The sequence below is a fragment of the Rhizobium sp. 05L429 genome (genome assembly GCF_056397645.1).
On sequence record NZ_JBFTNV010000052.1, the window covers coordinates 14,339 to 28,449 of the forward strand.

The following is a 14,111-nucleotide window of genomic DNA, read 5'->3' on the forward strand; positions in this document are numbered from 1 at the left end:
GCTGCCCGCCGGTTTGGCTGCGTGTCTTCAAAACCAGACCGGGCGAACCGCCGGTCATCCGAATTGGCGCCGCCAATTTGACGGGCATCAAAGAGTAATACGTGTGCATGTCCTAGAACCGCAGCCGAGGCCAGGATCGGCCGCGAACGATAGGAGAAATGCAATGCGTCTGAAATTTGGACTGATCGCTRCCGCGGCAGCTCTAATGGCATCGGCAGCGCCGCTCATGGCCGCCGACCATCAGATCCAGATGCTCAACAAGGGCGCTGACGGCGTGATGGTCTTCGAGCCGGGGTTCGTCAAGATCGCGCCCGGCGACACCGTTACTTTCGTGCCCACCGACAAGAGCCACAATGCCGAGACCTACAAGGGCCTTATTCCGGATGGGGCTGCCGAGTTCAAATCCAAGCCGAGCGAGCAATACCAAGCCAAATTCGACGTCCCCGGCGCCTATGTCATCAAGTGCACGCCGCACGCAGGTATGGGCATGGTGGCGCTGATCCAGGTGGGCGACAACCCTGCCAACCTCGAAGTCATCAAGACCGCCAAGCTTCCGAACATGGTGCGCAAGCGCCTTGATGCCGATCTCGCGCAGGTCGCGCAGGTCACGCAATAAAGCAGGCCCTCACAGGTGGCGGCGCCATGCGCCCCACCTGCGGACCAGGAGACATCTCATGATCAAACACTTTGCGCTCGCCGTGGCAGGCTTTTTTTGCATTGCCGGATCGGCGCAAGCCCACATCACCCTTGAGCAGACCGAGGCGGTATCCGGGAAGGCCTACAAAGCGGTGCTGCGCGTGGGGCATGGCTGCGAAGGCAAGGCAACCATCAGGATCCGGGTGAAAATCCCTGAAGGATTGCTGTCTGCCAAGCCGATGCCGAAGGCGGGCTGGACGCTGCAAAAAATCCTCGGAACCTACGAAAAGAGCTACGATCTCTATGGCAAACAGGTCAAGGAAGGCCTCACCGAGATCGTGTGGCAAGGCGGCTCGCTTGTCGACGACGAATATGATGAATTCGTGTTTCGCGCCACCGTCGCGAAGGAACTGACTGCGGCCACACGCATATACGTTCCCGTCGTCCAGGAATGCGCCGAAGGCGCGGTCGAGCGCTGGATCGACATTCCTGCTGCCGGCAAGACCTCCGATGACTATGAGACCCCGGCGCCGTTTTTCGACGTCGTGGCGCCGCCTCATTCCTGAGACGGATTGGGAGATGGTCGCCCATGGCGCGGAATTTTTCCCTCTGGGCGGCCTTTTGCCTTCTCGCGCGTGTCGCGGGGCTGATTCTGATCATGGCGGCGGGAGCCGACGCCCACGCCGTCCTGATCGCATCTTCGCCCGCAAATAACGATATTCTCCCCGTCGCGCCGGAGAAAGTCCTGCTGCGCTTCAACGAAACCGTCAGGGTCATTCGCTTTAGCATGATCGCCGCCGACGGAGCAGCCAGAGAGATTTCAGCGAGTTCTAGGGATACCGAAATCGAAGCGTCCCTTCCCGCTTCCCTCGCAAACGGCACAATGATCGTCAGCTACAGGGTGGTATCGGAGGATGGACATCCGATCGGCGGATCCATCGTCTATCATGTCGGCAAACCGTCGGCACACTCCAGCAATATTTCCGAGGTGTCGTCGAAGGCACTGCATGCAGCCATCTGGTTTGTCGATATCGGTTCGACGGTCGTTCTCGCCATCATTGTCGGCGGCGCATTTTTCAATCGCTGGCTCGATCCGGCAAGGACGCACGCCGGGTCCCCTGCCCTGGCAACCCTTGCGATCTTGCTCGTCTTGACGGGGCTTTATCTTCAGGGGCTGGACGACATTGGCGCGGGTCTCGTCTGGGCCGGGCTGGAGCCGATCGCCCAGTCTTTCTCTGACCAAACGGGGATCGCCCAATGTCTCAGGCTTGTGGCGATTGTGCTTGCGGTCATGACCTCAGCCCTCCCTTCGCCATCGGCGCGCATAGCATCGGCCACTGCGCTGGTCCTTGCCTCACTCTCCTTCACGCTGACTGGCCACAGTTCCATGGCGCAGCCTCGCTTCATTACGCAGACATCGATCTTCCTGCACGCTGCCGTCATGCTTTTCTGGGTTGGCAGTCTTCTGCCGCTCCTGGGTCTCAGCCGCACTGCGGACGATCAGCGGTCGCTGCGGTTTTTCTCGCACCTGATCCCCATCCCCTTCGTCCTGATGCTACTGGCAGGACTGCTGCTTGCGATAATGGAAGTACCCCGCATCGACCTGGCATGGTCGTCGCTGTTTGCGCGTGTGCTGGTCATCAAGATCGGCCTTATCGCAGTCTTGTGCATGCTGGCGCTCTACAACCGCTTTTGGCTCACCGCTCCGGCACTGGCGGGAGACCCAGCTGCCCGGCGCAGGCTGGGCTGGAGCATTAGCGGAGAGATCGGGCTGGCGCTTTTGATCGTCGCTGCCGCCTCGCTGTGGCGTTTTGCGGGCCCTGGGCAATATCAATATGCGCATGCCCAACCGCCGGTGTCGCTCCACCTCCATGGGCAGAAGGCAATGGCGGAACTCGAACTGACGCCGCAACCTGAAGGCACGACCGATATCCGCGTTTCGATCCTGACGCCGCAATTCGATCCGATGCAGCCACGAAGCGTATCTCTGAGCCTGCGTAATGCCTTGCGGGGGATCGAGCCTCTCAAGTACGGCCTCGCAAATGCTGCCGATGGCACATGGACCGCAAGTAACCTGCCGCTTTCAGATATCGCAGGCTGGAGAGTGGACGTTCAGGTGCTGATCGACGACTTCAACCTCGTCCATCTCGAAGGCGACCTTCCGGCAGGAACCGACTAGACCATAGGCCTGCCTGGATCACGCCATGCCGAGCTCGGCTCTGGATGGCTCGTCTATCCGCCTAATGATCCGACGCTGGGCAGCGATATGCCGACGCAAGGCACAAAAAAACGATCTGAGCAGGTAGTTGACCGCGTCGAAGGACAGCAAGCAGCGGCCATCTTGCAGCGCCTGTAGCACCTCGACCACATCCTGCGCCGACTCAAGATTGAAAAGTCGACCAGCCTCGAGGTGGTCCTCCGTCTCGGATCGCTCGCTGCCGCTCATGATCGCTCCCAACCAGCCCGAACCAATCTGTTCCTCCAGTCGGTGACTGGTCAGAAGCAGAGGAAGGAGCCCGTCGGCGACCGCGCCGCAGAGCCGCTCATCGATGTGGCATGGCAGAAAATCGGCGATCGCCTCAAGAAGATCGCACCAGGACAAGAGCTCGCCATAGCGCGCTTCGAGCTCGTGAAAAGCGCATTTCGTGCTGCTCATCGCTCACCTCTGGAGGAACAGGCTCGCGGCAATGGCGATCGCAGCGATGACCGCAGTCACGACGCCTGTCCGTTGCAGTACGCCCATCCTGTAGAGCATGATCGCGAAGATCACGATGACAGGTGTTGCTATCGAAAGTCCGATTTGTGCGTCGCTCATGAGCTCTCCTTTTCGGGCGCAGGATAGCCAGTCACGGCGGGCACTTCTTTGAGATCGATCAAAGAGACTCCGGCTCGACGAGCGGCTCATCCGGAGGGACGCACGCTTGTTTGCGGTTTTACAAAGACGCGGGCTCTGCCTCGTCATAAACACCGGCCATGACCTCGACAATCTCAAGCCAAGACGTGCGCGATACCGACAACGGCGATCTTTTGGTATGGATCCTCGCCTGGAGCGAGCTGGTCGCCTTCGGGGCTTTGCTGACGGCGTTCGTCGTCGCCTCCGTGCTGCATCCGGAAACATTCGCAGCCGGCAAAGCGAAGCTTCATCACGCCCTGCCGATCGTCAACACGATCGYTCTTCTGGCAAGCGGCTGGTTTGCTGCCAAGGCGGTCGAACAGAGCGCAATTCCTCGCCGGCGCATGATGCTTCTAGCGGCGGCGCTGGGCGGGGTCGTCTTCGGCGGGCTCAAATGCATGGAATATGCGTTCGAAGGCGCATCCCTTCTCTCCGGCGATCCCTTCTCGCAACTCTATCTTCTGATCACCGGGTTTCRTCTGACACATGTGGCGTTCGGATCGATGATCCTCGTCCTCGTCGCGGTCTTTCCGACGCGGGAAAACGTCCATCTGATCACGACACTCTGGCATGTGATCGACATCGTCTGGCTCGTCATGTTTCCGGTGATCTACCTGCTATGAAACATTCCGATCGTCCGAACTGCTCGCGCGCCTTGCTGCTGCTCCTTGTTCTGACGGGCTGCATGTTCATCCTGACGCGTGCCTTGCCGGACGGGGTGCCTCCGGCTTTGATCGCCTTGGTGATCGCTGCCATCGCCATCATCAAGATCCGCCTGGTCGTGCTGGATTTTCTCAGGCTTCGTGGGGCGCGGACGCCGTTGATCGCGGCCTTGTCGTCCTGGGCGGCATTCGTGCTGCTGATTGCGGTCGTGCGCGCCACCCTGCAATTGTCTGTTTGACGTTTCGCTTCGCTCTTCAAAAGTTGCGGTGTGCAAGCCGGTCGCCCCCGGCCGCAGGCTTCTCTCGCACGCCTCACTGTGCATGCCTCCATCGTGCAATCATCCGATTGCTTGCGAATGAGCAAAGAGCTCACGGTCGAATTCCGCCATTCCCTTCCAGCGAGCCCGCTGGCTCGATTTCCGACGTCACGGCGGCACCGCCACTGACATGAAAGGATGATCGATGGCTGAACGCCTGACAAAAACCGCGGCCCGAAACGTGTTCTACGGCGGGTCAGCATTCTTCTTTGCCATATTCGTGGGCCTGACGGCCCACAGTCACTACTACATCCGGACGGTCTCCACGGATGAGGCGACCCTGACGGAAAGCGTCGCCCGGGGGAAACATGTCTGGGAAAAGAACGCGTGCATCAACTGCCACACCCTCGATGGCGAGGGCGCCTACTTCGCGCCGGAACTGTCGAACGTCTGGATCCGCTGGGGTGGGGACAAGGATCCGGCGAATGCCCGCGAAGCACTCCACGCATGGATGGCGGCACAACCCTCCGGCATCGAAGGTCGACGGCAGATGCCGCAATTCAATCTGACAGACCGGGAGGTCGATGACCTTGCCGACTTCCTCGAATGGGTCAGCAAGATCAACACTCAAAACTGGCCCCCGAACCAGGCCGGCTGACAGCGAGAGGGTATAGAAATGAAGTACAAGACCCAGAGCATTGCAATGCTCTATTTTTACGGAGCTCTCGGCCTGTTCATGGCGCAGCTCCTGTTCGGTGTGCTCGCCGGCACCATTTACGTGCTGCCCAACACGCTATCCGTCGAACTGCCCTTCAACATCGTACGCATGATCCACACCAATGCACTGATCGTCTGGTTGCTCATGGGCTTCATGGGAACGACCTATTTCCTGCTGCCGGAGGAATGCGAAACCGAGCTCTACAGCACCAGGATCGCAATCGCGCAGTTCTGGATCTTTCTGATCGCGGCGGCAGTCGCCCTCGTCGGCTATCTCTTCCATATTCATGAAGGCCGCGAGTTTCTGGAGCAGCCCTTCGCGATCAAGGTCGGGATCGTGATCGTGGCGCTGATGTTCCTCTTTAACGTCACCATGACGGCGCTCAAGGGACGAAAGACGACCATCACCAACATCCTGCTCTTCGGCCTATGGGGTGTCGCGATCTTCTTCCTCTTCGCCTTCTACAATCCCGTCAATCTCGCACTCGACAAGATGTACTGGTGGTATGTCGTCCACCTCTGGGTCGAGGGCGTCTGGGAACTGATCATGGYCTCGGTGCTCGCCTTCCTGATGATCAAGCTGAACGGTATCGACCGGGAAGTGGTTGAAAAATGGCTCTATGTCATCATCGGACTGGCGCTTTTTTCAGGGATCCTCGGCACCGGCCACCACTATTACTGGATCGGCGCCCCCGGTTACTGGCAGTGGATCGGATCGCTCTTCTCGACGCTCGAAGTGGCACCCTTCTTCACCATGGTCGTCTTCACCTTCGTCATGACCTGGCGCGCCGGCCGCAAGCACGAAAACAAGGCCGCCCTTCTCTGGTCGATCGGTTGCTCGGTCATGGCATTTTTTGGTGCAGGCGTATGGGGTTTCCTGCATACGCTCTCGTCGGTCAACTATTATACGCACGGCACGCAGGTCACCGCGGCCCACGGACATCTGGCCTTCTTCGGCGCCTATGTGATGCTCAACCTTGCGGCAATGGCCTATGCTGTCCCGCAGATCCGCGGCCGCGCCCCCTATAATCAATGGCTGTCGATCGCCAGTTTCTGGATCATGTGTACTGCCATGTCGGTCATGACCTTCGCGCTCACCTTCGCCGGCATCATCCAGGTGCACCTGCAGCGGGTCCTCGGCCAGTCATACATGGAAGTTCAGGATCAGCTCGCCCTCTTCTACTGGGTGAGACTCGGCTCCGGCATCTTCGTGTTCATCAGCGCCCTGATGTTCATCTGGTCGGTGCTCGTTCCCGGACGGACGCGCGTCGCAAGCCCAGTGGTCCAGCCCGCCGAATGAGGCGGGCCATTTTTCTGGAGAACAATGATGACGATAGCCTTCAATCATCCGCTCAATCCCGACGTTGAAATACCGCACTACGCGCCCCAGGGTAACGAATGCGTACTTTTCGAACACGCCTGGACGCGACAACTCCCGATCCTCCTGAAAGGGCCGACCGGCTGCGGGAAGACCCGCTTCGTGCAGCACATGGCCGCCCGCCTCGGCCTGCCTTTGTCGACGGTCTCCTGCCACGACGACCTCACGGCCGCCGATCTTACCGGCCGATACCTTCTCAAGGGCGGCGAAACGGTCTGGATGGACGGGCCACTCACCAAGGCCGTTCGGGATGGCGGCATCTGCTACCTCGATGAAATCGTAGAGGCGCGCAAGGACGTGACGGTGGTTCTCCACCCGTTGACGGACGATCGGCGTATCCTGCCGCTCGAGCGGACCGGCGAAGTGCTGCAAGCCGGTCCCGGTTTCATGGTCGTGGTCTCCTATAATCCCGGGTATCAGAACCTGATGAAGGCGCTGAAGCCCAGCACGCGACAGCGGTTCGTCTCGATCGAATTCGACTTTCTTCCGCCGGAACGGGAGATCGCCACGGTGTCCCTGGAAAGCGGTCTTGCCGAGGCCAGGGTCGCGCCACTCGTCGAACTTGCCCGGCGCCTGCGCGCGCTCAAGGGCCAGGACCTGGAAGAAGGCGTTTCGACCCGCCTGTTGATCTACTGCGCTTCGCTTATCGACGCAGGCCTGCCAGCAATCGACGCGGTACGGGCAGCAATTATCGAGCCGTTGACAGACGAACCGGACGTCAAGGCCGCCCTCGTCGAGGTTGCCAGGGCCGCGATCGGATAGGTGAAGCATGCTGGAATTTCTGGAACTCGAAGAGACGGTGGGGCGCGCCTGGCATCGGCTGGTCGGCGACACCAGTTCATGGCCACATCATCCTGCTGCGGCCGTTCACCTTGCGGAGCTAAGACCGCAGCTTGCCGTCTGCTTCAGGGCATTCGGCGGAGACGCTACGCTGCAGATCCAGAGAGCACGGCAGAAAACCTCGATGCACAGGCTGCGGCTGAGACAAGTCATCGGCCTCGGCGAGGAGAGGTCCGACCATCCGGGCTGGGACGGCACGGCAATCCATCTGCCTGATGTTGTCGATCTTTTCGACGAGCGCTCGCTCAACCGGGATCTCTATTTTTGGCTGTCCGCCTATGTGGCGACCGCACCGTCCGTTTCGTCCCCTGCCGATCCGGCTCTCGCCGATCTGTGGCGGATCGAAACGGGTCGGGAAAATTCCGCCCTGGTCATCCAGAAGTTTCCCGGAATGGCGGCACGCTATGCGCGGCTGACCCAGGCGCTGCTTGGCTGCCGGAGGCGCGGGAGGCTTCCTCAAGCGGAACGGTGGATTGAGGAATTCGCCCAGCTGGCACTCACCGTTCCCTTGCATCATCCCCTTCCCGACACCATTCGCCCGAAGATAGCGGCCGCCCCCGCCGGTTACCTGCCGATGCTGCCTCTGCCGATCTGGCCGGATTTCAGGGGCCGCAGCGAGTTAAGCCCATCCGAACGCGATGACCTTCCATCCGATCAGGCAGGTGACGACCGACAGGCGCGACCGTCGCATGAGGCGACGCGCAAACGTGACGCTGACGACCGCAAGCGTGATCCCTTCATACTGAACCGCTTCGAGAAGATCCTCGCCATGGCGGAGATGGTCAATGTCGATCGCCCGAGCGATGACAGCGAAGAGGACGATCCGGCGGCGGCCAATGAACTCGAGGAGATCACGCTCAGCGAAACGCGCGAACGGCCGAAATCCAAATTCCATTTCGACCTGGACCTCTCGCCGGAAGCCGCCGACCCGACGATGATAGACGGGGAGTTCACCTATCCGGAATGGGATTTCCGGAAGAGCCAATATCTTGCCGACCATTGCCGCGTGGTGGTCGGCTCGCCGTCAGACAAGGTGGACCAGGCAATCATCAGCGACGCCGCTCTCGTGCGCAAGGTCAGGCGCCAGTTCGAGACGCTGCGACMCAAGCGGGAACTGCGAAGGGCTCAACTGGACGGAGATCAGATCGATCTCGAAGCGGCCATCCGCTCCCGCATCGACTTTATCGCCACCGGTCAGCCGGACGACCGCATCTACGCATGCGCCCGCCCCGCCTGCCACGAACTTGCGACCTCGATCCTCGTCGATGTCTCCTTGTCGACGGACTCCTGGGTCGACAATCGCCGGGTTCTCGACGTGGAAATGCAGGCGCTCGACGTCCTTGCCCGCGGTCTGCAATCCTGCGGCGACCGTTTTKCCATCCAGACCTTCACGTCCAGGCGTCGCGACTGGGTTCGCATCGACACCATCAAGGATTTCGAAGAGACTTTCTCAGCCAAAACCKCCGGCCGTATCGCCAGCCTCAGACCCTGTTACTATACGCGCATGGGAGCGGCCATCCGGCACATGTCCAGGCAGCTGGAAAGCGACGGCGCAAGAAAGAAGCTGCTGCTTATCCTGACGGATGGCAAACCCAACGACGTCGATCACTACGAGGGTCGCTTCGCCCTCGAAGACAGCCGCAAGGCCGTTATGGAAGCGCGCACGAAAGGACAGGCGGTCTTCGCCGTGACGGTCGATCGCAGCGCCGGCGACTACCTGCCGGCAATCTTCGGTAGATCCGGGTTTGCACTCGTCTCGAACATTTCGAAATTGCCAAGCGCGCTGCCTGCGATCTACCGGAGTTTGACGGCTTAGCGGCGCGAAAGACCGAGCCGCCTCTAAGCGAAAACCAGGCGGAATCGCTCCAGCCTGGTTTTCTCTGCATTCATCAGGGGGGCGAGGAATGACCGGCAGGCGCTTGCCGCCGATCGCCTGCTGCTTGTCAAAACGGGGCGGTCAGCAGGAATCATGCCGCCTTGCTGTGCGTCCGGCCGAAGGAGCCGAGATAGGCATCGAAGGCTGCTGCGACGGCACGAACCAGGAAGCGATGCTCCTTCGAGACGGCGATGCGACCATTCTCGATCGTCACCACGCCATCCAACACGAGGCTGTCCAGCCGGTCGTTCCGCTCGAGGAGGAAGCCGGTATCATAGCCGTCTTCCGCGCCGAGTTTTGCGAGATCGACCTTGAAGTCGCACATCAGCCGTTCGATCACTTTGGCGCGAAATTTGTCCTCACCGGTCAGCCCATAGCCTTTGGCCGTTGCGAGAATGCCGGAAGCGATCTGCTCGGCATAGCGTCCAAGGGCGACATGATTCTGCACGTAGCCACCAGGCAACCGTCCGATTGCTGAGGCCCCGAGGCCGATCAGGGTTTCGCATTCGTCCGTCGTGTAGCCCTGGAAGTTCCGCCGCAGCGTACCCGAGAGCGAGGCAATGGCGAGCTGATCGTCGGGCAATGCGAAGTGGTCGAGGCCGACACGAACATATCCGGCGCCCTCCAGCTCCCCGGCAATCGCCTCGGCCTGCTCGTTGCGTTGCGTGGCATCGGGCAGTGCAGCTTCGTCGATCAGCCGCTGGTGCTTCTTGAACGCCGGCACGTGGGCATATCCGAAAACGGCGAAACGCTCCGGCCGCAGCTCGACCGCCGTTCTCACCGTCTCAATACAGGATTGGACGGTCTGATACGGAAGTCCGTAGATAAGATCGAAATTGATACTCGTCACACCATAGCCTCGAAGCCCCGTCACGGCGGCCTGGGTCTGCTCGAAGCTCTGGATCCGGTTGATCGCTTTTTGGACCACCGGGTCGAAGCTCTGGACGCCAAGGCTTGCGCGGTCGACGCCGTTCTCACCAAGAGCGGCAATCATTGCGCCCGACAGGGTCCGCGGATCAATCTCCACCGCAACGCTGCAGTCGCTCGTAAACTGAAACGCGCTCTTGAGCTTGTTCATCAGGCTCGCAAATTCGTCCGGCTTCATGATCGTCGGCGTGCCACCGCCGAAATGAACATTCTTGACTGGAACCTCGTTTCGGGCCGCCTGCGATACCAGTTCGATCTCCTGGTTCAAGACGTCGAGATATTCGAGCACGGGTGCGTCCTGGCGCGTAATCGTCGTGTGACAGCCGCAATACCAGCACATGGAGCGACAGAAGGGAACATGCAGGTAGACGGAGACGGGTCCCGAGGCTGAGACCTCTGAAAGACCGTGTGCATATTGCTCCGGCCCGACGGCCGGCGAAAACGCAGGCGCAGTCGGATAGCTGGTATAGCGTGGCAGGCGGGCCTCGCCATATTTGGCGATCAGGGCATCGGACATTTCGGCTTCCTTCATGAGAATGTCATGATGTGCATATGCCGACGAAGGGGCAGCCTTCCTTGTCCTGGATCAACAACGACCCGCATGACGCTGACAACAGTGAGCCAGGCACCGGCGAGCGCCGAGAGTGACAGACAAAATCGCCCGGTTGTTTGCTCACTGTCAAAGTCGCCTATTCTGCACCCGGCTATCTTCCGCTCCGATACAGGGCACGCCGCGGTCCGGTCATTCGTCATCTCGCGGCAGAAGGAAACAGCCATAATGACAGACGCGCAAGCCACCCAGACCGCTATTGCGCACATCGACGTGCGGATACTGCCGCCCGTCGAACGCCATCCCCGGATCTTCGGCACGTTGAATTCGCTGACGCCGGGCCAGAGCCTCCACATCACCAGCGACCACGAACCCCGTCCCCTTCAGTACCAGCTCGAMACCGCCCTGCCCGGAAAATTCTCCTGGGAATATCTGGAACAGGGACCGCATGTCTGGCGTGTGGAGATCACTCGCCTTGATGCGGGTTGCGACTGCTGCTGCGGCAGCCACTAGCGCCGGAGACGCGCCATGATGCCCGTGGGCACGACCCTGTCGCGGTGGACGATGTCGTATTTCGGCGCGGCACTGTCTTACCTGCTGCTGGCAGAGTGCCTGCTGGCAGCCGGCGTCTGGATGCCTTCTCTCGATGTTGCCGAACCTGGAGCGCTTGCCATCGTCCATGCTGTGACGCTCGGATGGCTTCTGCTTCTCATGATCGGCTCACTGCTTCAGTTCGCGCCGGTCCTGACAGGCAATGAAAGACCTGCCGGCCACTTCGACCTGATCGCATTTGCCGGTCTGCTCGCCGGCCCGGCGCTTCTCATGCTGGGCTTTCACCTGATCGCTGTCGGGTCCGCAGCTGCCGGCCCGGTCATGATCGCGGCTTGCGTCACACTTTCACTTTCCATCGCCGTTGTCTCGCTGCCGCTCTGCGTGCTGCTATGGCGGGGAAGACGGGTGCATACCGCCTCTCTCCTCGTTCTCCTCGGTATTGGCTGCCTTCTCGTCACGACCGCCTTCGGCGCCCTGTTCGCGCTGACGATCTCCGGCCTGGTAGGAGCACCCGCAGTCGTCGCCTACGGCATGGAAACCGTGGCCTTCCATGCGAGCTTCGGCCTTGGCGGATGGATGACATTCGCGGCGATCGGCGTCAGCTACAAGCTGCTTCCGATGTTTCTGCTGTCCGACGATATGCGCAGGGCTCAGCTCATTCGCCGATCAAGCACGCTGGCGGTTCTGCTTCTGTCGACCGCAGCGATCGGTGCTGCCGTCGCACCCAGTTTGGCGCGCGCCGTTTTCCTGTCGGCCGCTTTGCTGTTTGCATTGATTGTTGCTGCCTACCTCTTCGAAATTTACGGAACATATCGCGCCAGACGCCGTCCGGGGCTCGAACTGAATACGCTGGGATCGTTGCCGGCTTTCGCGATGCTCGGCCTCTCCGTCGCCCTTCTTGCCTTGTCCCTGTTCCTCGAGGCAGAGACGCGTATCGTGTCGGCGATCGTCTATCTCTTCGTATTCGGCTGGCTCACCGGCTTCGGTCTCGCCCAGCTCTTGAAGATCGTTCCATTTCTCACCTGGATCGAGGCCTTCGGCCCGCTTCTTGGCCGCAGGCCGACGCCGAAGCTCGGCGAACTAATCAACGGACGCCGGGCCGGCGTCTGGCTTGGCCTTTTCTACCTTTCCGTAGTTGGCGCCGCGATCGCGCTCTGCTTTGGATCGGACATGGGTTTTCGCATGTTCGCAGTCGTGCAAACCGCATCGACCTTCGCGCTCATCGTTGAGCTGGTGCTCGCCCGCGCGCTGGCGAACGTAGAACCCCGGATCAAGACCGCACCATTTCATAAACCGGCGCTGTTCGTCGCCGCAAACCACAGAGGTAACGCCAATGGTTCAGTTCCGTGAACTCGACGTCCGACAGATTCTGCGCAATGGCGGGATGCCATTCCAGCTCATCATGGACACATTCGACGGCCTAAATCCCGATGAGGGTCTGAAGCTGCGTGCGATATTCGAGCCCGTCCCATTGATCCGCCAGCTCGAAAAGCGCGGCTACTCACATGTCGCAAGGCGTCTGGCTGACGATGATTGGGAAATCGAGTTCATTCCGAACAAGCCCATCCAGCGGACGGAACCCGCCGTCGCCGCGACGGAAGCGGCCTGGCCTGATCCGGTCTGGAACCTCGATCTGACCGATCTTGCGCCACCTGAACCAATGGAGCGCATTCTATCTCGACTGGAGACGATGGAGGACGGCGAGGTTCTGTTTGCCCTTCTCAACCGGGAACCTGTCTTCCTCTTCAACGAATTGAAGGCACGGGGCCACGAATGGGTCGGCAATTTCGATGTGTCCGGCAAGACCTATCGAATCATGATCAGGACAACCACGGGAGATCAGAACAATGCTGGCGTCTGAGGTGACGGAACAGGACGTACGCAATGCGTTGCGCGAGATAGAAGACCCCGAAATGGGAACGAGCATCGTCGACCTCGGTCTGGTCTACGAAATCGATGTCACCGAGCCTGCTGTCGTGAAGATCAAGATGACCACGACCACCCGCTTCTGTCCGGCATCGGGCTATATTGCGGAGGCGGCGCGTCAGCGCGTTGAGGATATTGCCGGCGTAAACCGAGCCGTCGTCGACCTCGTCTACGAACCGGCCTGGTCGCCGGACATGGTGTCGCTCTTCGATCTGCCGAAGACCTGAGACTGTGCAGTCATGCCCGGATGGCCGCCCGCTGCAATCACGGGCAAGCCGGCGGCGCGAAGGCGTCAGTCCAGCTTGAAGAAGAACATGCATTGGCAAGCTTGCTGGTCGAATGCGCGATGCTGGAAGTCACAACGACCCTCGCCCTCGCGTTTCGGCCAATTTGGGCAGCAGCAACGACGTAAGGGCGAAGGTGCCGAGTTGATTGCCCCCCAAACTGGAACTCGAAACCTTGTCCGGTCCTCATCAACGGTGGGGTCATACTCCGGCATTGTTGACGAGCACATCAATGCGAGGCTCCCTCCCGCTTGCTCTGCGGAAGCGTGTAAAGTCAACCCGACAATTTCTGTGGTCGAAAAACGGAATACGGCTCTTGAAGGGAATCTAATCGTGGACCCGCGATCCAGATTGCGGGGGGTACTCGAGATCGGATAAAAGCAATCCGGTATCAGTCAGTCAGGCCGAATGCTGCTGAATGCTCAGGCTGCCACCGGGATGCGCTTGTTGCTTAGGCGCTTCGACATAGGACCATCTCTCCTTACCATTCGGCGAAGCTGCCGTCTTCGTGGCGCCAGATCGGGTTGCGCCAGCGATGGCCTTCCTTGGCGCGCTCGATGACATAGGCTTCGTCCACTTCGACACCGAGGCCGGGGCCTTGCGGAATGGAGAC

16 protein-coding genes and 2 pseudogenes are annotated in these 14,111 nt (G+C 60.3%); 13 read left to right on the forward strand and 5 right to left on the reverse strand.

From position 1 onward, the window contains the following. Nucleotides 1-163 precede the first annotated feature (163 nt). From AC1DNW_RS33940 to AC1DNW_RS33950, 3 genes are read left to right on the forward strand one after another with little or no spacing between them, the layout of a single operon-like run. Complete coding sequence (locus AC1DNW_RS33940; protein ID WP_477855599.1) at nucleotides 164-616, forward strand: pseudoazurin; 453 nt, start codon at nucleotides 164-166, stop codon at nucleotides 614-616. A 58-nt stretch (nucleotides 617-674) separates the two neighbouring features. Next, nucleotides 675-1,202, forward strand: coding sequence for a YcnI family copper-binding membrane protein (locus AC1DNW_RS33945; RefSeq protein ID WP_477855600.1), 528 nt, complete (start codon nucleotides 675-677; stop codon nucleotides 1,200-1,202). Between the two features lie 23 nt (nucleotides 1,203-1,225). After that, entirely contained in the window at nucleotides 1,226-2,815 is a 1,590-nt protein-coding gene (locus AC1DNW_RS33950; RefSeq protein ID WP_477855601.1) for a copper resistance CopC/CopD family protein, read from the forward strand. An 18-nt stretch (nucleotides 2,816-2,833) separates the two neighbouring features. Here the strand turns inward: AC1DNW_RS33950 and AC1DNW_RS33955 are convergent, their stop codons facing one another. Beyond that, complete coding sequence (locus AC1DNW_RS33955) at nucleotides 2,834-3,292, reverse strand: hypothetical protein (protein ID WP_113510006.1); 459 nt, start codon at nucleotides 3,290-3,292, stop codon at nucleotides 2,834-2,836. 3 nt (nucleotides 3,293-3,295) lie between these two features. Then, nucleotides 3,296-3,451, reverse strand: coding sequence for a hypothetical protein (locus tag AC1DNW_RS33960; protein ID WP_007823775.1), 156 nt, complete (start codon nucleotides 3,449-3,451; stop codon nucleotides 3,296-3,298). Between the two features lie 158 nt (nucleotides 3,452-3,609). Here AC1DNW_RS33960 and AC1DNW_RS33965 point away from each other — a divergent pair, with 158 nt between their 5' ends. The 6 genes from AC1DNW_RS33965 (at nucleotide 3,610) to AC1DNW_RS33990 (ending at nucleotide 9,199) form a co-directional block, all read left to right on the forward strand. Then, nucleotides 3,610-4,152 carry a cytochrome c oxidase subunit 3 gene (locus AC1DNW_RS33965; RefSeq protein WP_477855602.1) on the forward strand — a complete coding sequence of 181 codons (543 nt, stop codon included), beginning with the start codon at nucleotides 3,610-3,612 and terminating at the stop codon, nucleotides 4,150-4,152. Beyond that, nucleotides 4,149-4,430, forward strand: a complete 282-nt coding sequence (locus AC1DNW_RS33970; RefSeq protein WP_113312170.1) for a cytochrome C oxidase subunit IV family protein — start codon at nucleotides 4,149-4,151, stop codon at nucleotides 4,428-4,430. The genes AC1DNW_RS33965 and AC1DNW_RS33970 overlap by 4 nt, the downstream gene beginning before the upstream one ends. A 223-nt stretch (nucleotides 4,431-4,653) precedes the next feature. Beyond that, complete coding sequence (locus AC1DNW_RS33975) at nucleotides 4,654-5,106, forward strand: c-type cytochrome (RefSeq protein ID WP_113301978.1); 453 nt, start codon at nucleotides 4,654-4,656, stop codon at nucleotides 5,104-5,106. An 18-nt stretch (nucleotides 5,107-5,124) separates the two neighbouring features. Beyond that, nucleotides 5,125-6,465, forward strand: coding sequence for a cbb3-type cytochrome c oxidase subunit I (locus AC1DNW_RS33980; protein WP_477855603.1), 1,341 nt, complete (start codon nucleotides 5,125-5,127; stop codon nucleotides 6,463-6,465). A 27-nt stretch (nucleotides 6,466-6,492) separates the two neighbouring features. Continuing rightward, nucleotides 6,493-7,305, forward strand: coding sequence for a CbbQ/NirQ/NorQ/GpvN family protein (locus AC1DNW_RS33985; protein ID WP_113312172.1), 813 nt, complete (start codon nucleotides 6,493-6,495; stop codon nucleotides 7,303-7,305). A 7-nt stretch (nucleotides 7,306-7,312) separates the two neighbouring features. After that, nucleotides 7,313-9,199, forward strand: coding sequence for a nitric oxide reductase activation protein NorD (locus AC1DNW_RS33990; protein ID WP_477855604.1), 1,887 nt, complete (start codon nucleotides 7,313-7,315; stop codon nucleotides 9,197-9,199). A 151-nt stretch (nucleotides 9,200-9,350) separates the two neighbouring features. Here AC1DNW_RS33990 and hemN read toward each other — a convergent pair whose 3' ends face one another. Beyond that, nucleotides 9,351-10,703 (reverse strand): oxygen-independent coproporphyrinogen III oxidase, encoded by a 1,353-nt coding sequence (gene hemN / locus AC1DNW_RS33995; RefSeq protein ID WP_477855605.1) that lies wholly within the window; start codon nucleotides 10,701-10,703, stop codon nucleotides 9,351-9,353. 261 nt (nucleotides 10,704-10,964) lie between these two features. Here hemN and AC1DNW_RS34000 point away from each other — a divergent pair, with 261 nt between their 5' ends. The 4 genes from AC1DNW_RS34000 to AC1DNW_RS34015 are packed head-to-tail and all read left to right on the forward strand — an operon-like array spanning nucleotide 10,965 to nucleotide 13,441. Beyond that, nucleotides 10,965-11,249, forward strand: a complete 285-nt coding sequence (locus tag AC1DNW_RS34000) for a DUF2249 domain-containing protein (RefSeq protein WP_477855606.1) — start codon at nucleotides 10,965-10,967, stop codon at nucleotides 11,247-11,249. A 15-nt stretch (nucleotides 11,250-11,264) separates the two neighbouring features. Further along, complete coding sequence (locus AC1DNW_RS34005; protein ID WP_477855607.1) at nucleotides 11,265-12,638, forward strand: hypothetical protein; 1,374 nt, start codon at nucleotides 11,265-11,267, stop codon at nucleotides 12,636-12,638. Continuing rightward, nucleotides 12,622-13,149 carry a DUF2249 domain-containing protein gene (locus AC1DNW_RS34010; protein WP_113301972.1) on the forward strand — a complete coding sequence of 176 codons (528 nt, stop codon included), beginning with the start codon at nucleotides 12,622-12,624 and terminating at the stop codon, nucleotides 13,147-13,149. Before AC1DNW_RS34005 ends, AC1DNW_RS34010 begins: the two co-directional genes overlap by 17 nt. Beyond that, complete coding sequence (locus AC1DNW_RS34015) at nucleotides 13,136-13,441, forward strand: metal-sulfur cluster assembly factor (protein ID WP_113301971.1); 306 nt, start codon at nucleotides 13,136-13,138, stop codon at nucleotides 13,439-13,441. Before AC1DNW_RS34010 ends, AC1DNW_RS34015 begins: the two co-directional genes overlap by 14 nt. 97 nt (nucleotides 13,442-13,538) lie before the next feature. Here the strand turns inward: AC1DNW_RS34015 and AC1DNW_RS34020 are convergent. Together AC1DNW_RS34020 and AC1DNW_RS34025 are read right to left on the reverse strand one after the other, a co-directional pair. After that, nucleotides 13,539-13,750 (reverse strand): annotated as a pseudogene (locus AC1DNW_RS34020) (SDR family NAD(P)-dependent oxidoreductase); the annotation flags it as partial. Nucleotides 13,751-13,979: 229 nt separating this feature from the next. Continuing rightward, nucleotides 13,980-14,111 (reverse strand): annotated as a pseudogene (locus AC1DNW_RS34025) (galactonate dehydratase); the annotation flags it as partial.